Annotated in this window: 21 protein-coding genes; 3 read left to right on the forward strand and 18 right to left on the reverse strand. The window is 66.0% G+C overall.

What is annotated here, in order from left to right; translation table 11 throughout:
* Nucleotides 1–190: 190 nt before the first annotated feature.
* From C8J45_RS10945 to rimP, 3 genes are read right to left on the reverse strand one after another with little or no spacing between them, the layout of a single operon-like run.
* Nucleotides 191–430: a 4-oxalocrotonate tautomerase family protein gene (locus C8J45_RS10945; protein WP_107963241.1), complete on the reverse strand. Its 240-nt coding sequence runs from the start codon at nucleotides 428–430 to the stop codon at nucleotides 191–193.
* Nucleotides 430–2,220 carry a transcription termination factor NusA gene (nusA, locus tag C8J45_RS10950; RefSeq protein WP_107963242.1) on the reverse strand — a complete coding sequence of 597 codons (1,791 nt, stop codon included), beginning with the start codon at nucleotides 2,218–2,220 and terminating at the stop codon, nucleotides 430–432. The genes C8J45_RS10945 and nusA overlap by 1 nt, the downstream gene beginning before the upstream one ends.
* Nucleotides 2,220–2,816: a ribosome maturation protein RimP gene (gene rimP / locus C8J45_RS10955; RefSeq protein ID WP_056065919.1), complete on the reverse strand. Its 597-nt coding sequence runs from the start codon at nucleotides 2,814–2,816 to the stop codon at nucleotides 2,220–2,222. Before rimP ends, nusA begins: the two co-directional genes overlap by 1 nt.
* Nucleotides 2,817–2,994: 178 nt before the next feature.
* Here rimP and C8J45_RS10960 point away from each other — a divergent pair, with 178 nt between their 5' ends.
* A complete protein-coding gene (locus C8J45_RS10960) occupies nucleotides 2,995–4,116 on the forward strand; it encodes a PQQ-dependent sugar dehydrogenase (protein ID WP_107963243.1) in 1,122 nt (373 codons plus the stop codon).
* A 124-nt stretch (nucleotides 4,117–4,240) separates the two neighbouring features.
* Here the strand turns inward: C8J45_RS10960 and C8J45_RS10965 are convergent, their stop codons facing one another.
* Both C8J45_RS10965 and C8J45_RS10970 read right to left on the reverse strand, forming a co-directional pair.
* Nucleotides 4,241–4,624 (reverse strand): PaaI family thioesterase, encoded by a 384-nt coding sequence (locus C8J45_RS10965; protein WP_107963306.1) that lies wholly within the window; start codon nucleotides 4,622–4,624, stop codon nucleotides 4,241–4,243.
* A 2-nt stretch (nucleotides 4,625–4,626) separates the two neighbouring features.
* On the reverse strand, nucleotides 4,627–5,082 hold the full coding sequence (locus tag C8J45_RS10970; protein WP_107963244.1) for a PaaI family thioesterase: 456 nt from the start codon (nucleotides 5,080–5,082) through the stop codon (nucleotides 4,627–4,629).
* 93 nt (nucleotides 5,083–5,175) lie between these two features.
* Here C8J45_RS10970 and C8J45_RS10975 point away from each other — a divergent pair, with 93 nt between their 5' ends.
* Nucleotides 5,176–5,958 carry a crotonase/enoyl-CoA hydratase family protein gene (locus tag C8J45_RS10975; protein WP_107963245.1) on the forward strand — a complete coding sequence of 261 codons (783 nt, stop codon included), beginning with the start codon at nucleotides 5,176–5,178 and terminating at the stop codon, nucleotides 5,956–5,958.
* A 202-nt stretch (nucleotides 5,959–6,160) separates the two neighbouring features.
* Here the strand turns inward: C8J45_RS10975 and C8J45_RS10980 are convergent, their stop codons facing one another.
* From C8J45_RS10980 to C8J45_RS11040, 13 genes are all read right to left on the reverse strand, one after another.
* Entirely contained in the window at nucleotides 6,161–6,514 is a 354-nt protein-coding gene (locus C8J45_RS10980) for a hypothetical protein (RefSeq protein ID WP_107963307.1), read from the reverse strand.
* Nucleotides 6,514–6,930, reverse strand: coding sequence for a hypothetical protein (locus C8J45_RS10985; protein WP_231420247.1), 417 nt, complete (start codon nucleotides 6,928–6,930; stop codon nucleotides 6,514–6,516). The genes C8J45_RS10980 and C8J45_RS10985 overlap by 1 nt, the downstream gene beginning before the upstream one ends.
* A gap of 40 nt (nucleotides 6,931–6,970) precedes the next feature.
* On the reverse strand, nucleotides 6,971–7,696 hold the full coding sequence (gloB, locus tag C8J45_RS10990) for a hydroxyacylglutathione hydrolase (protein ID WP_107963246.1): 726 nt from the start codon (nucleotides 7,694–7,696) through the stop codon (nucleotides 6,971–6,973).
* A gap of 7 nt (nucleotides 7,697–7,703) precedes the next feature.
* Entirely contained in the window at nucleotides 7,704–8,120 is a 417-nt protein-coding gene (locus C8J45_RS10995; protein WP_107963247.1) for a VOC family protein, read from the reverse strand.
* Nucleotides 8,121–8,199: 79 nt separating this feature from the next.
* A complete protein-coding gene (gene lptG, locus C8J45_RS11000) occupies nucleotides 8,200–9,297 on the reverse strand; it encodes an LPS export ABC transporter permease LptG (RefSeq protein WP_107963248.1) in 1,098 nt (365 codons plus the stop codon).
* Nucleotides 9,294–10,487: an LPS export ABC transporter permease LptF gene (gene lptF / locus C8J45_RS11005; RefSeq protein WP_181321191.1), complete on the reverse strand. Its 1,194-nt coding sequence runs from the start codon at nucleotides 10,485–10,487 to the stop codon at nucleotides 9,294–9,296. The genes lptG and lptF overlap by 4 nt, the downstream gene beginning before the upstream one ends.
* Before the next feature lie 89 nt (nucleotides 10,488–10,576).
* Nucleotides 10,577–12,472, reverse strand: coding sequence for an ATP-binding protein (locus tag C8J45_RS11010; RefSeq protein WP_107963310.1), 1,896 nt, complete (start codon nucleotides 12,470–12,472; stop codon nucleotides 10,577–10,579).
* Between the two features lie 165 nt (nucleotides 12,473–12,637).
* Entirely contained in the window at nucleotides 12,638–13,900 is a 1,263-nt protein-coding gene (locus C8J45_RS11015; RefSeq protein ID WP_107963311.1) for an aminotransferase class I/II-fold pyridoxal phosphate-dependent enzyme, read from the reverse strand.
* 147 nt (nucleotides 13,901–14,047) lie between these two features.
* The gene (locus C8J45_RS11020) at nucleotides 14,048–14,293 is read right to left on the reverse strand and encodes an acyl carrier protein (protein WP_107963249.1); all 246 of its coding nucleotides are present in this window, start codon (nucleotides 14,291–14,293) and stop codon (nucleotides 14,048–14,050) included.
* A 58-nt stretch (nucleotides 14,294–14,351) separates the two neighbouring features.
* The gene (locus C8J45_RS11025; RefSeq protein WP_107963250.1) at nucleotides 14,352–15,251 is read right to left on the reverse strand and encodes an NAD(P)-dependent oxidoreductase; all 900 of its coding nucleotides are present in this window, start codon (nucleotides 15,249–15,251) and stop codon (nucleotides 14,352–14,354) included.
* Nucleotides 15,252–15,342: 91 nt separating this feature from the next.
* A complete protein-coding gene (gene proB / locus C8J45_RS11030) occupies nucleotides 15,343–16,440 on the reverse strand; it encodes a glutamate 5-kinase (protein ID WP_107963251.1) in 1,098 nt (365 codons plus the stop codon).
* A gap of 118 nt (nucleotides 16,441–16,558) precedes the next feature.
* Complete coding sequence (gene obgE / locus C8J45_RS11035) at nucleotides 16,559–17,605, reverse strand: GTPase ObgE (protein WP_107963252.1); 1,047 nt, start codon at nucleotides 17,603–17,605, stop codon at nucleotides 16,559–16,561.
* 78 nt (nucleotides 17,606–17,683) lie between these two features.
* The gene (locus tag C8J45_RS11040) at nucleotides 17,684–18,283 is read right to left on the reverse strand and encodes a TetR/AcrR family transcriptional regulator (protein WP_056055838.1); all 600 of its coding nucleotides are present in this window, start codon (nucleotides 18,281–18,283) and stop codon (nucleotides 17,684–17,686) included.
* A gap of 63 nt (nucleotides 18,284–18,346) precedes the next feature.
* Here C8J45_RS11040 and C8J45_RS11045 point away from each other — a divergent pair, with 63 nt between their 5' ends.
* Nucleotides 18,347–19,216: a metal-dependent hydrolase gene (locus tag C8J45_RS11045; RefSeq protein ID WP_107963312.1), complete on the forward strand. Its 870-nt coding sequence runs from the start codon at nucleotides 18,347–18,349 to the stop codon at nucleotides 19,214–19,216.
* Nucleotides 19,217–19,465 lie beyond the last annotated feature (249 nt).

Consider the following 19,465-nt stretch of genomic DNA (forward strand, 5'->3'; position numbering starts at 1 on the left):
ATCCCCCTCCTGCAAGCGGGAGAGGCTAGGGGTGGGCTCACGCTCACCACCTTTGCCGCCCTTGGCTTTAGCCTTGGAAGCGTGAGATTTGGCCGAAGCGTCGCCCTTGGCCGAAGCCGGGCGCCCACCCCTCGGTCCCCTCCCGCTTGCAGGAGGGGAGGAAGGCAGGGTTTCGGTAGCGCCTAGCGCCTCATCGGGAGGGTTCCGCATGTGCGTCCTCCTGCGCCGGAGTTGCTTTCGCGGCGTCGCGGTCGACCAGCAACTGGCCGCCCGCGCCGTAATTCTCGGTCGAGACCTCTTCGATCACGATCTGCACCGCAGCCGGGTTCTTTCCCAGCCGCTGCACGAGCGACTGGGTGACGTCGGCGACGATGCCGGACTTCTGGTCCTTGGTGGCGGACCCCGAGATGCGGATGCTGACGAAGGGCATCAGGCCTTGTCGCCCTCGCTCTTCGTGTCGGTCTTGTCCGCCGCGTCTTCAACCGAAGCGTCTTCATCCGAAGCGTCGTCCGCCGAAACGTCCTCGGCCACGGCTTCGTCGACAGTCGTCTCTTCAGTCGCAACGTCCTCGACCACGGCGTCATCAGCCGAAGCCTCTTCCACCGGAGTCTCGTCCGCCTCGACTTCGTCAGCCGAAGCCTCCGGAGCCTCGTCCTCGAACCAATGCGCGCGAGCGGCCATGATGATCTCGTTGCCCTGCTCGTCGCTCAGGCCATATTCCGCGAGAATCCCGCCCTTTGGCTCAGGACGCTTCGGCGCGTCCTCGTTGCGACGGCGTGGCTCGACGCGCTTCTTCTCGACCAGCTCGTCGGTCGCGAGATCGGCGAGATCGTCGAGCGTCTTGATGCCCGCCTTGCCGAGCGTGACCAGCATCGCTTCGTTGAGATACGGCATACCGGCCAGCGCGTCCTCGACGCCGAGCGCGGTACGCTCCTCGCGGCTTGCAGCGTCGCGACGCTCCAGCGCCTCGGTCGCACGGTTCTGCAACTCGCCTGCCAGGTCCTCGTCGAAGCCCTCGATGCCGGCGATCTCCTCGACCTCGACATACGCGACCTCTTCGAGGTTGGTGAACCCTTCGGCGACCAGCAGCTGCGCGAGCGTCTCGTCGACGTCGAGCTCCTTCTCGAACATCGCCGAGCGCTCGACGAAGTCCTTCTGGCGCTTCTCCGACGCATCGGCCTCGGTGAGGATGTCGATCGCCTTGCCGGTCAGCTGCGACGCAAGTCGCACGTTCTGGCCACGACGACCGATCGCCAGCGACAGCTGGTCATCGGGAACGACCACCTCGATGCGCTCTTCTTCCTCGTCGATCACGACGCGCGACACGGAGGCCGGCTGCAACGCGTTGACGACGAAGGTCGCGATGTCGGGCGACCAGGGGATGATGTCGATCTTCTCGCCCTGCATTTCCTGCACGACGGCCTGGACTCGCGAGCCCTTCATGCCGACGCACGCGCCGACCGGATCGATGCTCGAATCATGCGAGATGACGCCGATCTTCGCGCGCGAACCCGGATCGCGCGCAGCGGCCTTGATCTCGATGATGCCGTCGTAGATCTCGGGCACTTCCTGCGCGAACAGCTTCTTCATGAAGTCTGGGTGCGCGCGGGACAGGAAAATCTGCGGCCCACGGTTCTCGCGGCGGACGTTGAGGATCAGCGAGCGGATGCGATCGTTGACGCGCACCACTTCGCGCGGGATCTGCGCGTCGCGGCGGATCACGCCCTCGGCGCGGCCCAGGTCGACGACGACATGGCCGAACTCGACGCGCTTGACGACGCCGGTGATGATCTCGCCCGCGCGGTCCTTATACTCTTCGAACTGGCGCTCGCGCTCGGCGTCGCGGACCTTCTGGAAGATGACCTGCTTGGCGGCCTGTGCGGCGATGCGGCCGAACTCGATCGGGGGCAGCGGGTCGACGATGAAGTCGCCCAGCGCCGCATCCTTCTGGAGCTTCTGCGCGCCCTTGACGTCGACCTGCTTGAAATAATCGTCGACCGCCTCGACCACTTCGACGACGCGCCACAAGCGCAGATCGCCGGTGTTCGGATCGAGCTTCGCGCGGATGTCGTTCTCGGCGCCGTAGCGCGAGCGGGCGGCGCGCTGGATCGCGTCCTCCATCGCCTCGATCACGATCGCCTTGTCGATCATCTTCTCCGACGCGACCGAATTCGCGATCGCGATCAGTTCCGCGCGGTTTGCGGTGACTGCCGTGGCCATCAATGCTGTCCTTCTTCGGTGTCGGCCTCGTGAGCATCGGGCTCATCGGTGGGCGTGTCTTGATAGAAAACTTCGTCCGCGCCTTCGGTGGAAAGCGGCGCGGTCGCGGCGATGAGTCGGTCGGTCATGACGAGCTTGGCGTCGGCGACCTGCGAAAAGTCGATCGTCATGAGCTTGTGCTTGTTGACGTCGACGGTGATCTTCGTCCCCTCGACGCCCATCAAATTGCCCGAGATCTGCTTGCGATCCTCGAACGGCTCGACGAGGCGAATGCGTGCCTCCTGGCCTTCCCAGTCGGCAAAGTCCTGGAGCCGGGTCAGCGGGCGATCGATACCGGGGCTCGATACCTCGAGACGGTACGCGTCCTCGCCGACCGGGTCTTTGCCCTCGGCTTCGAGCGCGTCGAACTTGTCCGAGATGCGGCGCGACAGCTCGGCGCAATCCTCGATCACCAGCTGGCGGGTGTCGGGGCGCTCGGCCATCACCTGCAACGTCGGATCGGACTTGCCGCCCTGCATGCGCACGCGCACGAGGCTGAGGCCGAGCGCGGTCGCCTCGGGTTCGATCAGGTCGGTCAGCAGGGCGATATTCGCCATCGAAATTCCAAACAGGGCCAAAGCACAGGTGATTGCCGCCGCGGAGCAAGCCCCGCAGCCTCTTCATCTGGCGATGTAGAGAAGTGGTGCCTCTATACGCGGGGTGGCGCTGCTCCGCAAGCGGGAGCAACCTTCGTTTAGTACGCTGCGTTAGCGCAGGGATTTCCGGGAGAAGATCATGATTCGCAAAACGCTGTTTGCCACTGGGTTGCTGACAACCACGCTGCTCGCCTCGACCGCCTGTTCCGCACAACCGGCGCCGGGCAAGCCGTTCAAGGAGACAATGGTCTCCGACTTCGATTCGCCTTGGGCGATGACGTTCCTGCCCGACAAGCGCATGCTGGTCACCGAGAAGAAGGGCCAGATGCTGCTCGTCTCCGCCGACGGCAAGTCGCGCCAGACGGTCGCGACGCTCACGGTCGATTCGGCCGGGCAGGGCGGCCTGATGGACGTCGTCCTCGCGCCCGACTTCGCGACCAGCCAGCGCGTCTATTTCAGCTATTCGACCGCAGGCGAGGGCGGGAAGGGCGTCGTCCTCGCACGCGGTCGCCTGCGTCCGGATGGTGGTGGCGGCACGCGTCTCGGCGAGATCGAAGCGTTGTTCAGCGCGCGGCCGTTCGTCGAGGGCAACGGCCATTACTCCGGCCGCATCGCGTTCTCGCCCGACGGCCAATACCTGTTCTTCACCAACGGCGAGCGCCAGAAATTCACCCCCGCGCAGGACCCGAAGATGACGCTGGGGAAAGTCCTCCGCCTCACGCTCGACGGCAAGCCCGCCCCCGGCAATCCGCTGGTGGCGAAGGGCTTCGCACCCGAAGTCTGGAGCTACGGCCACCGCAACCTGCTTGGGCTCGCGTTCGACAAGCAGGGCAATCTCTGGGAGCAGGAGATGGGGCCCAAGGGCGGCGATGAGGTCAATTTGATCAAGCCCGGCCTCAACTATGGCTGGCCCAACGCCTCGAACGGCAGCAACTATGACGGCTCCGACATCCCCGATCACAAGCCCGGCGACGGATATGAAGCCCCGAAGGTGTTCTGGAACCCGGTCATCTCGCCCGGGGGCCTGATGATCTATTCGGGCAGCATGTTCCCGCAATGGAAGGGCGACGCGTTCATCGGCGGGTTGTCTTCGAAGTCGCTCGTCCGCGTGGACCTTAACGGCACCAACGCCGCCAAGGGCGACCAATGGGACATGGGTGCGAGGATCCGCGAAGTCGAACAAGGCCCCGACGGCGCGATCTGGGTGCTGGAAGACGGCGGCGACTCACAAGGCCGCCTGATCAAACTGACCGCGAAGTAACCGAAATTCCCCTCCCGCTTGCGGGAGGGGTCAGGGGAGGGCACGACGTACGTACTGGCGTCCGGTCTGTGAGGCACGCCCCTCCCCCGACCCCTCCCGCAAGCGGAAGGGGAGCAGAAGCGCGCTAGTCCCGCACGATCAGATAATTCATCCGCGCCGCCGCAATCGGCTTCTCCCGCTCATCCTGCCAAGCGGTCGCCTCGACATTGGCCACCCGGTTCCCCAACCGAGTCACCACGCCCGCCGCCCGCGTCGGCTTATCCCGACCACCCCGCATAAAATCGACCGTGACGTTCACCGGCTTGATCCGTCCGCCACCCTCAGCCTCCAGCGCATGCTGCAAAGCCGCGATCGCCGCCATCTCCAGCAACCCCGAGATAGCACCCCCATGCAGAAACCCCGGCCGCCCGAGCACGTCATCGGCAAACGGCATCAGCAATACCGGCGGCGCACCGTCCTCGGCTTCGACCGACACGCGTAGAATCTCCGCATAGGGAGGCAAACCGATCGTCACGGCTCGATCCTCCTGTCGAGACCCATGCCGGCGACGTCGCCCACCACCATGAACGTCCCCGCGACATGCGCAAGCGGATCGCTCGGGTCGCCGTCATGCGCCTGCCCGCGCACGAACGCGATCGAGCGCGTGATCCGGTAGCATTCGCCGCGCCCGATCACCGTCTTCCCCGGCGTCGCGGGCCGCAGGTAATCGACCCGCAGGTCGAGCGTCGCATGCGGCACGAACGCGTTGCGCTTGATCCAGATCGCCAGGCTCGTCGCCATGTCCATCATCGTGATGATCGGCCCCGACGCAATTACGCCGCTCGCGCGGTCGCCGATCAGCCGCTCATCATAGGGCAGCGCAAGCTCCGCCCAGCCGTCGCCATGCGCATGATAGCGCATCCCCAGCGCAGCCCCGTGCCCGCCAAACCCGCGCGTCGCAAACCATTGTGGATCAAAACCAGCCATTGCCCGCCTCTACACGCCGGGTGGCCGCGCGCAACATTGCGAGCGGACCCAGGCGCGGTTAGCGTCCGCACAAAGATCGAGAGGATCGCCACAATGAACGACCGGGTCACCATTACCGTCACGGACGGCATCGCCGACGTCCGCCTGGCGCGCGCCGACAAGATGAACGCGATCGACCCCGCAATGTTCGAGGGCATCGCCGCCGCGATCGACCGGCTCAAGGGGATGGCCGAAGTCCGCTGCGTCGTCCTCTCCGGCGAGGGCAAGGCGTTCTGCGCCGGCCTCGACATGGCCTCGATGGCGAACGGCGGCTCCGGGCTGGCGCTAGGCGACCGGACCGAGGAGGGGGCCAACCTCGTCCAGCAGGTCGCCTGGGGCTGGCGCACCTTGCCGATGCCGGTGATCGCCGCGGTCCACGGCGTCGCGTTCGGCGGCGGCTTCCAGATCATGTCGGGCGCCGACATCCGCATCGCCCACCCGAGCGCCCGCTTCGCAATCCGCGAGACGTATTGGGGCCTGGTCCCCGACATGGCCGGGATCGCGCTCTGGCGAACGCTTGCCCGCGACGACGTGCTGCGCGAACTCACCTACACCGCCCGCGAGTTCGACGGTGCGGAAGCATTGCGGCACGGCTTCGTCACGCGGCTGTCGGAAGACCCGCTCGGCGAGGCGATGATGCTCGCCCGCGAGATCGCGGTGAGGAACCCCCACGCGATCCGCGGGTCGAAGGCTCTTTATAACCTCGCAGCGGATGCGGATGCGACCGCGGTCTTGCATGCGGAAACCGAAGAGCAGCTGAAGGTCATCCGCACGCCCAACCAGGTCGAGCAGGTCCGCGCGAACATGGAGAAGCGGGCGGCGGTATTCGAGGATTGAACCCTCCTGTCATCCACGAACGTCAGGATGACAGGAGAGGTTCGGCTCCACTTCTACCACCCCGGCGAAGGCCGGGGCCCAATTGGAAAGGTCGATGTCACGGAGTGCCGTCCTTAGCCAGCGCCGTCCCCCAATTGGGCCCCGGCCTCCGCCGGGGTGATGCAACAGACGGGGTGGTATCGTTGGGGAGCGTGGGATGCGTCTACTTCACCTTGTCATACGGCGTGAAATCGCGAAACCGGCAATAGCCCGACGGGATCGACATACCCCCGGACACCGTCCGAAACCGGTCATTCCGACATAATTGCCCACCATAAACGTCAACGATCAACGTATCGAATGGCCGTAACGAAGCACACTCGCCGACCGGCCCCGTCTTCCAGATCCGCTTGCCCGATTGCCGATACAGGATCGTCTGCGAATCGACGATCTCAGGCCCGTTGAGCTGCTGAAGGTCGATGCACCGCACGGGCGCCCCCGCGATGCGCCCCTGAAGCGGGTCCGATCGGCCGGCGAGAAGAGGCAGCGCCAACGCCGCGAGGAGCACCGCGCGCATCATGGCTTCCGATACGGCACGAAGTCGCCAAAGCTGCAACTCCCGGTCGGAAAGCGCGAGGTCTGGTCGAACGTCTGCGCGATATCGCCGCGGCACAGCTGCCCGCTTGGCGTCCGCGTCACCAGGATATCGCCGCGCGCGATGCCCTCGCAGCCACCTACCGTGTCGCTCCGATAGACCAGCCCCCGATTTACTCGGTACAGGATCGTCGCGCCGTAGCCGGAGCTCTGCTTCTGCGGAAACTGGCTGATGCACGATTCAGGCTTGCCCGGTACCAGCCCGGCAAGTTCCTTCGCCAGCTTCTCCTGCACGCCAGCCTCGCGGACCTGCGCGCGCTCGACCTCCGCCTGGGTCTGCGTGCAGGCACCAAGCATGACGGCCGGCAATATCAAGAGTGGCAGGGTTCGCATCCGCATCGCAACGCTCCTCAAAATCCCCGCCACCCTCATGCGCTCTTTATCCGCGAAACGCATCCTTCGCCGCGCGATAGGCGGCAAGCTGCTCGACCGACGTCGCCCGTAGGAACGGATTGGTCGCCCGCTCAAGCCCGATCGTCGTCGGCACGGTAGGCTTACCCCTCGCGCGCGCCGCATCGACCTCGGCCATCCGCGCGACGATGTCCGCATTGTCCGGCTCGGCAACCAGCGCATAGCGCCCGTTGCTCTGCGTATATTCGTGCCCGCAGAACACTTCGGTCTCGTCCGAAAGCGTCGCGTATCGTTGCATGTTCGCGAACATATCCGCCGGCGTGCCCTCGAACAGCCGCCCACATCCCATTGCGAACAGCGTATCGCCGGTGAAGATCGCAGCATCGTCGGCAAAGTGGAACGCGATATGCCCCTGCGTATGACCAGGCACCGTCATCACGGTCGCCTCGTGCGCACCAAGACGGACGACATCGCCTTCGCCGACCTGCTTGTCGAGGGTCGGGATCCTGTCCGCCTCGGCCGCCGGTCCGACGATCGTGGCGCCATAGGCCTTCATCTCGGCATTGCCGCCAGTATGATCGGGATGCCAGTGCGTCGTCCACACCCGGTCGATCCGCCAGTCGCGCTTCTTCGCGGCGGCGATCACCGGCCCCGCCTCGCCCGGATCGACCACCACCGTCTCGCCCGAGACGGTGTCATGGATCAGCCAGGCGTAATTGTCGGTAAGCACCGGTACGCGGACGATATCGAGCATCAGCAGGTCACCACTTGCCGGTGTTCGGCATCGACGCCCACGGCTCGGCGGGATCGAGCGGGCGATCGGCCTGCAACAGTTCGATCGAGATGTTGTCGGGGGTCCGCACGAACGCCATGTGGCCGTCGCGCGGCGGCCGGTTGATCGTCACGCCCGAGTCCATCAGCCGCTGGCAGGTGTCGTAGATATTGTCGACGCGGTAGGCGAGGTGACCGAAGTTGCGACCCTCGCCATACTCTTCCGGGTCCCAATTGTGTGTCAGCTCGACCTCGGCACCCTCGTCGCCGGGGACCGACAGGAAGATCAGCGTGAACCGCCCCTTCTCGTTCTCCATCCGGCGGACCTCCTTCAGCCCCAGCGTCTCGAAGAACGCGATCGTCTTCGCCGGGTCGGTCACGCGGATCATCGTGTGGAGATATTTCATGCTTGCTCCGAGGGTTGTTCGGAAGCGCAGATAGGGACGCGGGCCGTGTCGCGAAAGGGTGCGATCGACCCGCGGCGCCCTATTCCTCCGACCGAATCAGCACCGCCTCGCCGATGAAGAAGAACAGCAGGAACGGCGCCCAAGCGGCAAGAAACGGCGGGTAGGCGCCGAGATTGCCCATCGCGAGCGCGAAATTGTCCGCGACGAAGAACGCGAAACCGAGCCCCATGCCGATCACGGCGCGCACGAACAGCTTGCCCGATCGCGCGATCCCGAACGCCGCGACCGCGCCGAGCAACGGCATCAGCACCGACGACAGCGGCCCCGACAGCTTGTGCCACAACGACCCTTCGAGCGCCTTGGTCGGTCGCCCCGCATCGGACAGGTCGGCGATCGCCGCCTTCAGCGCACCGAACGACAGTCCGTCCGCATCGACGCTCGCCAGCGTGAACTGGTCCGGCCGCACATCCTTCGCGATCACGACCGCGCCCAAGGGGCGGACGGTGCCGCTCTTCACGTCGAACCGGGTCGCGGGGCTTACCTCCCAGCCGTTCGCGACGCGCCGGCCGTGATCCGCGCGCAGGATCGCGACGAGGTTGCCGCCGGTGCGATCGTACAGCGTGATGCCGCCAAGCCGCGTGGCGTCACCGCGCCCGCGGATCTGCGCGACCTCGATCAGGTCGTCGCCGTCGCGCACCCACACGTTGGCGCGGTCGCCGCGATCGATCGGCAGCGGGCCGTAATTGACCTTCTGCCACTGGTTCAGCGTCGCGGTCGATCGCGCCACCACCCGGTCGTTGAACGCGAAACTGATCACCGCCACGCCGAGACTCGCCACCAGCAGCGGGGCGAGCACCTGATGCGCGGACAGCCCCGAGCCCTTGAGCGCGACGATCTCGCTGTTCTGGTTCATCGTGATCAGCGTCAGGATCGTCCCGAGCAGCACGGAGAAGGGCAGGAACCGCGACACGATCTGCGGCACGCGCAACGCGACATATTGCCAGATCTGCGCATCGCCATTGCCCGGAAACGCAAGGATGTCGCCCGAGTTGCTCAGCAGGTCGAGCGCCTGGAGCACCAGCACGAGCGCGGCGAGCACCGCGAACGTCCGCACCAGGAACATCCGTCCCATGTAGATCGCGACCGTCCGCGACGGGAAGAAGCTGATCAGGTTCATGCGGCTTTGCTCTTACGGAAGCCCGGAATGCGCTTGGTGATCGCCTTGAACGTCTTCGAGAAGACGCGTTCGAGTGCACCGATCGGTTGTCCGCCGGGCACATAGGCGATCGTATAGTACATCCACAGGATCAGCCCGGCGAAGATCGTGAACGGCACCCACAGCGCGATGATCGGATCGATCCGCCCGAGTTCGCCAACGTCCGCCGCATACTGGTTCACCTTGTGATAGGTGACGATCATCACGATCGACAGAAACACGCCGAGCGCGGACGAGGATCGCTTGGGCGGTACGCCCAGCGCGAGCGCGAGCAGCGGCAACAGGAACATCGTCGCGACTTCGGCAAGCCGGAAGTGGAACTCCGATCGGCTGCCATCGCGTTGCTCCAGAGTCGCGCCGCGCTGGCCCTGCTTGGCGAGTTCGGGCAGCGTGTATTCGAGATTGCGCCCGCCTCGGACGCGGAAGCTCTCGAACTTGGGCAGGTTGATCGGCAGGTCGTGGCTGGTGAAGGTCAGCACGCGCGGCGTCTTGAACTCTGGCCGGTTGTGGACGAGCGTACCGTTGGCAAGGCGGAAGATGATGACGTTGGGATCGTCGGTCGCGAGGAACTTGCCCTTCTCCGCGGTCACACCCAGCCAGTCGCCGTTCGGGCTCTGTGCGTGGACGAAGATGCCCGACAGCTCGCGGCCCTTGTCCTTGCTCTCCTCGATCCGCAGCGTCATCTTGCTGCCGAGATTGGTGAACTCGCCGACCTTGATCGACGCACCGAGCGCACCGGTGCGCAGTTCGAACCGCAAGCCTTCGTAATAATAGCGCGCGATCGGCTGGACATAGCCGACGATCGCGAGGTTCAGCAGCGCCAGCGCAATCGTGTACATGTACGGCACGCGCAGCAGCCGATTGTAGCTCATCCCCACGCCGCGCAGCACGTCCAGCTCGGACGAGGTCGACAGCCGGCGGAACGCCAACAGGATGCCGAGCATCAGCCCGATCGGAATGCCCAAGCCCAGATATTCGGGCAGCAAATTGGCGAGCATCCGCCACACGACGCTGATCGGGCCGCCTTGCGTCGCGACGAAATTGAACAGCCCGAGCATGCGATCGAGCACGAACAGCATGACGGCGATCAGCAGCGTCGAAAAGAGCGGCACCGCGATCAGCCGGGCCATGTAGCGGTCGATGGATTTCATGCGCGGGTTGGGCTCGGTATGCTGGGTCGCGCGGGTATAGGGGCGCACGCGCGAGGCGTCATCCTCAATCGCAACGGATCAGTGAACGATCATTCCGCGGCGATCGGGTGGTTCGTCTCGCGACGCTCCGTGGCCATCGCCGTCACGACCGCGCGCTCCAGCCCGTTGAGCGTGAAGGGTTTACGCAGCACCTCGTGCCCGCCGAACTGCGCGACGTTCACTTCGCCGGCAAACCCGGTGACGAACAGCACCGCCACGTGCGGATACAGCGGCGAGAGCGCGGCGATCAGTTCCGGCCCGGTCTGGCGCGGCATCAGCACGTCGGAGATGATCAGCCCGATCCCCGGGTTCGCCGCCAGCAGCGCAGGCGCCGCAAGCGGATCGTCGCACGCGATCGGGTGATGGCCGATCTCTTCGAGCGCGCCAGTTGTCGCGGCCAGCACGCGCGGATCGTCCTCGACCACGAGGATCTGCAACGTCTCGGGCATCGTCGGCGCGATCGGCTCGACCATCGCGATCGGGACGGTCGGCAGCGGGAGGGCGACGAGCTCGGCGGCGCGCGGGAGATAGAGCGTGACGGTCGTCCCTTCGCCCGGTGCTGAGACGATGCCGACCTCGCCGTGCAACTGCTGGACCAGCGCGAAGATCTGGCTCAGCCCGAGCCCGGTGCCCTTGCCGACCTCCTTAGTGGTGAAGAACGGCTCGAACACGCGCTCGGCGACATCGGGCGCCATTCCGCAGCCATCGTCGCCGACCGTGATCGTGACGTAGTCGCCCGCCGCGCACCGCCCGACCTGCTCCGCTGCCAAAACCGTCGTGCCGGTCGCGACGGTCAGCGTGCCGCGCCCGTTCATCGCGTCGCGCGCGTTGACCGCTAGGTTCAGCACCGCGTTCTCCAACTGGACGCGGTCGGCGCGGACGCACCCGCCCGCCGCATCGTCGCGGACGATGACGGTGATCGCGTCGCCCAGCGTGCGGTCGAGCAGGTCCGACATCCCGGCGACCAGCGCGGCCGCGTCGATCGTCTCGGCCTTCAGCGAATCCTCGCGACTGAAGGCGAGCAACCGGCGGGTCAGCGCCGCCGCCCGGTTCGCGCCCTCGGTCGCGCTGTCGATATGGCGACGGACGCTGGCCGGATCGCTCGCCAGATTGCGGCGTGCGAGTTCGAGGCCGCCCAGCACCACCGCCAGCATGTTGTTGAAGTCGTGCGCGATCCCGCCCGTCAACTGCCCGACCGCCTCCATCTTCTGGATCTGGCGCAGCTTGGCTTCCTGTACGCGCAGTTCCGCAGTGGCGGCGGCGACCGCGGTGGTCAGCTCGTCCGCACGTTCGCGTTCAAGCTCGGCATCGGCCAGCGCGGTCGCCCGATCGCCGACTGCGCGGATCGTGAACCAGCCAAGCACGATCGCGCCGAGCACGATCAGGACGCCGAATATCGCGAGCACCCCCGCGACCCAGCTCGACCGCTCGACCGAGCCCATCGCCGCCGCCGTCCGGTCGTCGAGCAACGCGCGCTCGCCTGCGATCAGCGTGTCGAGAGTCGTGTTGATCTCGGCGAGCGTCGGCGATTTCCGCGCCTGATAATAGCGCGCGAAGGCTTGGCCATTCTTCCCGTAGCTCGTGTTGAGCGCGGTCAGCGACAGTTCCCGTCCGCGCGACTCATAGGCGGCCCGGAGCCGGTCGACCCGCGGTTGCTGCTCGGCATTGTCGTTGGTGATCCGGTCGAGCCGGTCGATCTGCGTCCCGGCGAGCAGCCATTCGTCGAAATACAGCTGGCCCAGTTGCTTGTCGCCGCTGATGACATAGCGCCCCAGCGACGCCTCCGACCGCGCGATCGTCCCCGACAGCGTCCGCGCGAGGATCATCACATCATAGCTGTGAGCCTGCAGTTCCAGCGCCCGATCACGCTGGCGGTTGGCATTGCCGAGCGTCACGATCAGCGCGACCAGCACAGCCGCGCCGAGCAGGCCCATCACGACGAGCATGGCCAGCCGCCATCTCGCCCCGCCCCCCTGGGCCGCAGTCTCGACCTCGTCTTGCGTCACGGCCGGTATCCTAACGCGTCGTTGCCCACACGCAATGACCTGGAATGCCGGTACGGATCGAACATTTCACGGATGTTCCCTCCTCCCCGCAGGAGGAGGAAACCGTCAGCCGATCACGCCGACGGCGCGGCCAGCGGTCTCGAACATCCCGAGGATCGTCGTGATCTGCTCGTCGGTATGTTCCGCACACAGCGAGCATCGCAGCAGGAACGTTCCCGCGGGCGTCGCGGGCGGGCGCGCCATGTTCACGTACAGACCGCCTTCGAGCAGCGACTGCCAGATCGCGATCGCCTGTTCCTGGTCGGTCAGGATCACCGCGATGATCGCCGAATCGGACGTCTCGGTGCCGAGCTTGAACCCCATCGCCTTCAGCCCGCCGTGCAGCCGGCGCGCGTTCTTCCAGAGCTGCGCGCGCTTGTCGTGCGCGGTCATCAGCTTGCGGATCGAGGTCGCGGCGGTGGCGACCACCGACGGCGGCAGCGAGGCGGTGAAGATGTACGGACGGCAGGCGAACCGCACCATTTCGAACTTCGGATGGTTCGACACGACGAACCCGCCGACCGTGCCGACCGACTTCGAGAACGTCCCCACGACGAAATCGACCTCGTCGGTCAGCCCCATCTCCTCGTACACGCCGCGCCCGTTGGGGCCGAAGAACCCCATCGAGTGCGCTTCGTCGACCAGCACCATCGCGCCACGCTTCTTGGCGACCGCGACCATCTCCTTCAGCGGCGCGATGTCGCCGAGCATCGAATAGACGCCTTCGAGCACCACCAGCTTTCCGGCCTCCTTCGGCAGGCGGCCGAGCCGCTTGTCGAGATCGGTGACGTCGTTGTGGCGGAAGCGGACGATCTCGGCATTGCCCTGCTTGCAGCCATCATAGATCGAGGCGTGGCTGTCTGCGTCGAGGATGACGTATTCGCCCTTGCCGGCGAGCGTCGAGATGATCCCGAGATTGGCCATGTACCCGGTCGAGAACACGATCGCGCCGGTCACGTCGTAGAATTCGCGGAGCGCCTGCTCGACGTCGATATGATCGTGGAACGTGCCGTTGAGCATCCGGCTGCCGTTGGTGCCCGAGCCGAACGCGTCGAGCGCATCCTTGCCCGCCTGGATCACGTCGGGATCGAACGTCATGCCCATGTAATTGTACGTGCCGAGCAGGATCGTGTCCTTGCCGCGGATCACCGCCTGCGTCGGGCCCTTCACCTCGTCCATCACGATCGCGAACGGATTGCGCACGCCACTGGCGATCAGCGCCTCGCGTTCGGCGATCAGCGCGTCGAATTTCGACATGAGGTCGCGTTTCGGGTCGACCTCCGGAGCGTCGACGGGGAGGGCGTGGGCAGTGGTGGCGGCTTCGGTCATATCGGATTCCATGAGGTTGGAATGTGTCGGTCTATGCCGTTCGTGCCGAGTAGGGATCGAGCGAAGCCGAGAGCCCGTATCGAGGTACATGTCCTTCGATACGCCATCTCGACAAGCTCGATGGCTACTCGGGACGAACGGTGTTTTTCAGTTCTGCTTCAACTTCGCGACCGCATCGACCAGCTGGCCGACCGTCTCGATCTCGGCCTGCATGTTCATCGTGATGATGATGTCGAATTCGTCCTCGATCGCCGCGACGAAATCCATCACGGTCAGGCTGTCCCACTCCAGGTCGCCCTGGAACGTCGTCGCGTCGGCGAGGGCGACGCCCTTCTTGTTGAACGGCTCGATCTGCGCGGTGACGGTGTCGTAGATCTGCTGGCGGTCGCTCATGATAATCCCTTCGGTGTCGCAGCAATCCCTGACAGGAAATTGCGGCGGCTTTTCGGCGCTATAGCAGCCCGGCGGCGCGATACCACGCCGCGGTTTGCGCGAGTGCCTGCGGGGTCGGAACCGACGGCGTCCACAGCGCGGCCGGCGGCGGCTTGTGCGAGACCCAGTCGGGGTGGCAGAAATAACTAACCCGGTCGCGCGTGAGCTTTGCCTTGCGACGGCGGACGAGCCGGTCGGCGGCGGACGCGAGCTTCAGGAGTGCACGGGGTGTGGAGAAGACCTTGACTGGCTTGCCCACGGCCACGCCAATCGCGCGCGCGAAGTCGCGATTGTCCCAGCCGTTCGGCACGCCGTCGTCGGGCTCCATGATCGACGGCGCATCGTCACTCTCGGCAAGCGCGAGCAGCAGCGCGGTCAGGTCCTCGACGTACAGCAACGAAACGCGCGTGCCGGCGGGGGGCATCGGGATGTAGCCGGACCGTGCCGCCTTGAAGACGTCGAGCAGCTCGTGGTCGCGCGGGCCGAATATCGCGGGCGGGCGGACGATCGTCCAGTCCAGCCCCGACGTCTGCACACGCGTCTCCGCTTCGGCCTTCGACCAGCCATAGTTCGACAGCGTCGGCTCGCGCGCGGCCAGCGAGGAGACGTGGACGAATCGGCGGATGCCGGCCGCCCGCGTCGTCTGGAGGATGCCTTCGGTGCCGGCCACGTTGCCCTTGCCAAAGCCTGCGCGGTCGGGCGCGTTGACCACGCCGGCGACGTGGATGACCACGTCGGCGCCCTCGACCAAGGTCGCGAGGCTCTTCGGCCGATCCAGCGCGCCTTCGATCCAGGTCACGCCGATGCGCTTGGCCTGCGGCTTCCGCGCGAGCGCACGGACGGTGTGCCCGGTCTCGAGCGCGTGGTCGATCAGGTGGCTACCGACGAACCCGGTGCCGCCAGTGATCGCGAGAATCATGAGCCCATTCCCCAGACAGAAGATTGTTCACCCGCGAAGGCGGGTGCCCAGTCTGGGCACCCGCCTTCGCGGGTGAACAAGGCTTGGCCGATCATACGAGCGCCAGGTGATTGCGGTGCACCAGCGCAGATCGAGGCGCATAGCCAAGGATCGCCGCATGATCGTCGCTATGCCGGCCGAGCAGGCGCGCGGTATCCGCCGCATCATATTCCGCAAGCCCCCGCGCGACAGTCCCGGCAGGCCCTTCGATCGTCACCAGATCACCCCGCGCGAAACCCCCGTCGATCCGGGTCGCACCAGTCGCCAGCAAACTCCGCCCTCGTCCAAGCGCAGCCGCAGCCCCAGCATCGACATGGATCGCACCCTTCGCGGTCAGTCCCCCCGCTAACCAAGCCTTCCGCGCAGACGACGTCCGCTCAGCCGTAAAGATCGTATGGCGGGCAGGGGTGGACAGCGGATGCTCGATCCGCCCCGAAGCGATCGCCAACGGAATACCCGCACCCGTCGCGATCCGCGCCGCGGCGATCTTCGACGCCATCCCACCCGATCCCATCCCCGAGCCCGAGCCGTCATCCGCCATCCCCGCAACCGCATCGATCCGGCCCACGCTGGCAATATGAGTCGCGGACGGATCGGTATGCGGATTGGCGGTGTAGAGCCCGTCGACGTCGGACAGCAGGATCACGCCCTGCGCGCCCGCTGCCTGCGCGACGCGGGCAGCGAGGCGATCATTGTCGCCGAACCGGATTTCCTCGGTCGCGACGCTGTCGTTCTCGTTGATGACCGGCACGACCTTGAGGGACAACAGCCGATTGAGCGTTGCGGCGGCGTTGAGATACCGCCGACGGTCTTCGAGGTCGTCCAGCGTGACGAGGATCTGCGCCGCGTTAAGCCCCTGCGCGGCGAGGAGTTCGGCCCAGACCTGGCTCAGCGCGATCTGGCCAGTGGCTGCGGCAGCCTGCGCGTCTTCAAGACTTGCGCGGCCGCCCTTTGCGAGACCAAGCCGGCGTGCGCCCAAGGCAATCGCGCCAGACGACACGATCGCAACCTGCTGGCCTTCACCGGTCCGAGCAGCGATGTCGGCGACAAGCCCGGTCAGCCACTCTCGCCGAACGCTCCCATCAGGATCGACCAGCAACGCCGACCCGATCTTCACGATCAGCCGCGCGCAAGACGAAGGCGGAAACATCACTGCTCCCTCTCCCCTAAGGGGAAAGGGCCGGGGTGAGGGGCAGCCACAAGCGTTAGCGCCCGGAACAGCCCCTCACCCAACCCTCTCCCCGCAGGGGAGAGGGCCAAGCAAGACGTCAGAGCGGCGACCATGCGACCGGCACTTCGCCTTCTTCCAGTTCCTTCGCCGCGCCCGCCGCCGGCCCGATCGCCTCGATCAGCTGGTCCAGCACCGCCTCGATACCAGCACCACTCGCCCCCGAAATCGCCATAACCTCGGCACCGCTGGCCTCGGCCAGCTCCGCCGACAACGCCGCGATCAGTTCCGGATCGAGCATGTCGATCTTGTTCAGCGCGACGATCACCTTCTTGTCGGTGAGCCCTTCGCCGTAATTCTCTAGCTCGTCGCGCACGATCCGGTACGATTCGGCCACGTCACGGTCGTTCGCATCGACCAGATGCAGCAGCACCCGGCAGCGCTCGATATGCCCGAGGAACCGATCGCCGATACCCGCACCTTCGGCAGCACCCTGGATCAGCCCCGGAATATCCGCGACCACGAACTCGCGCTGCTTGTGACGCACCACGCCCAGCTGCGGCCGCGTCGTCGTGAAGGCATATTCGCCGACCTTGGCCTGTGCGTTCGTCACCTGGTTGATGAAGGTCGACTTGCCCGCGTTCGGCAGGCCGACGAGGCCCGCATCGGCGAGCAGCTTGAGCCGCAGCCAGACCCACGCCTCGCCGAACGGCCAGCCGGTGCCGTGCTGACGCGGGGTGCGGTTGGTCGACGTCTTGTAGCTCGCGTTACCGCGCCCGCCATCGCCACCGCGGAACAGCACTTCGCGCTGGCCGACTTCGGTGAAGTCGATCAGCACCTCTTCCTTGTCCTCGGCCAGCACCTGCGTGCCGAGCGGAACGCGGATGACGAGGTCCTTGCCGCCCGCGCCGGTCCGGTTCGAGCCCGATCCGCCTGAGCCGCGTGGCGCACGGAAATGCTGCGTATAACGGAAGTCGATCAGCGTGTTCAGGCCGGCGATGCATTCGAACACGATGTCGCCGCCCTTACCGCCATTGCCGCCGTCGGGGCCGCCATATTCGATATATTTCTCGCGGCGGAAGCTGACGGCACCGGGGCCGCCCTCACCCGAACGTACGTAGATCTTGGCTTGGTCTAGAAAATGCATCGCCGCCCCATAGCGAAATTGGCGAAAATCTCCACCCTCTGCGATTCGGCTCACGATTCGAGCCCCGAACCGATGCGCTTAGCAGCGGGCAGGGGCGGCGGCGTCCTTGCTCGCGAGCAGTGCGTCGAGCGCCAGTTCGCGTGCCTTGCCGACCGGCAGCCCCAGCGCGCGCGCCATCGGTGCCCCCATCAGCGCATCGCCGAGCGCCATCAGCACCAGCGTCAACGTCTGCTCCTGGATCGGCTGATCGCCGGGCATGTCGCCCTCCGCCAGCTCGTCGACCAGGTCGTGGATCGCGGTCAGGATCGGATCGAGCGCATTGGTATTGCCCGACAGGATCATCCAGCTCGCCAGCGCCCCCGCGCCGCCCTTGCCGAACGCGTCGAAGGTCATCTCGACAACCTCACGCGGGTCGAGCTCGCCCGCCCGCACGCGCAGCACCGCCGCGCCGATCGTCCCGACGATGTCCGCCGCCATCCGCGTGATCAGCGCGGTATGCAGCGCCTCCGCCGAACCGAAATGGTGGAGTAGATTGGCATGCGTCCGTCCGACGCGGCCTGCCACGGCCTTCAGCGTGACGGCGCTGGGGCCGCTCTCGACAAGCAGGGCCCGCGCGGCCTCGACGGCGGCTTCACGCGATTCGGTGGGGGAGAGGCGCTTGCGCGGTGTTGACGTCACGGACCGGGAAACCTATTTACATCAATGTAAGTAACGAGTGTTCATTCCTGTTTGGAGGTTTCCGTGGCGAAAGCAACCACGCCTGCCGATCTGACGATCACCCCGCGCGACCGCCGCTTCGGCCGCAGCGCCACGATTCGCCGCTGGTGGCTGAACGATGATCCGATCGCGACGGCGTTCTACAACGCGCTGTCGGTGACGTTTCCGAAGGGCGAGGGTTATTTCGTCGACAGCGTCCGGAAGTTCCGCGAGGGCACGCCGCCCAAACTCCACGCCGAGATCAACGCCTTCATCAAGCAGGAGGTGATACACACGCGCGAGCACGTCGCGTTCAACCGCCACGTCACCGACCAGGGGTATGACGTCGCGCCGCTAATTGTGGACGTTGATGCGGCGCTGGCGCTGACAAAGGGGAGGCCCGAGATTGCGAGCCTCGCCGCCACCACTGCGCTCGAGCATTTCACCGCGATGTTGGCGCATGAACTGATCGCCAATCCGAAGCACCTCGCGGGTGGCGATCAGCAGGCGGCGGCGCTCTGGCTGTGGCATGCCGCCGAGGAGATCGAGCACAAGGGCGTCGCCTACGACACGTGGCTGCACGCAACGCGGGACTGGCCGCGGTTTACGCGCTGGCGGGTGAAGTCGCTGGTGATGCTGATCACGACGTGGCGGTTCTTCACCGGACGCGCGAGAGGCATGGCGGAACTGCTGCGGCAGGACGGGCTGACCGGGCCTCGGGTATGGGCGCGGATGGCGTGGTACGCGTTCGGTAATCCGGGAATGGCGCGCAAGATCGCCGGCGTCTGGGCGGCGTATTTCCTGCCGGGGTTCCACCCGTGGAAGCATGACGATCGCGCGCTGATCGGCTTGGCGGAGAGCGAGTATGAGGCGGCGGTGTTGCCGATTGCTAAGCGGGTTGTGGCCGTGGCCTGAGCCTCGGACTCCAAGCTTCCCTCTTACGTCCTAGTTCTCCCGCGAAGGCGGGAGCCCAGGATACCAAACGCCATCGCCCGTGATTCCTGGCCCCCCGCCTTCGCGGGGGAACAGCTATTGCTGAGGGGCTACCCACATAAACTGAAGCACCACCCCGGCGAAGGCCGGGGCCCAATTGGGGAACGTTGCGAACGGAGGTCATCGCTCCGTTACTGCGACCTTTCCAATTGGGCCCCGGCCTTCGCCGAG

This window comes from Sphingomonas sp. PP-CE-3G-477, assembly GCF_003050745.1.
Classification (GTDB): domain Bacteria; phylum Pseudomonadota; class Alphaproteobacteria; order Sphingomonadales; family Sphingomonadaceae; genus Sphingomonas.